The sequence below is a fragment of the Actinoallomurus acaciae genome, assembly GCF_042429965.1.
GTDB lineage: Bacteria > Actinomycetota > Actinomycetes > Streptosporangiales > Streptosporangiaceae > Actinoallomurus > Actinoallomurus acaciae.
Genome location: NZ_JBHLZP010001306.1, coordinates 1 through 241 on the forward strand (window position 1 = coordinate 1; position 241 = coordinate 241).

Sequence of the window (241 nt, forward strand, 5' to 3'; positions counted from 1 at the left end):
TGTGTGGGGTGGCTTGACAATGGAAGTGGGGTCGGCGCCCCCTGGGAGGGCGGGGAGTGTCTGGGAGGGCGGGGAGCGTCCCTGCCGGAGGGACTTCGAAACGCGCCCTAGTGTCCTGCGCCTGAAATTCGTTGTAGATATCGGGCGAGGGAGTCGAGGATCTCCTCGGCGGTCTTCTTCCACACGAACGGTTTGGGGTTGGTGTTCCACTGAGTGATCCAGGCGCGGACGTCGGCTTCGA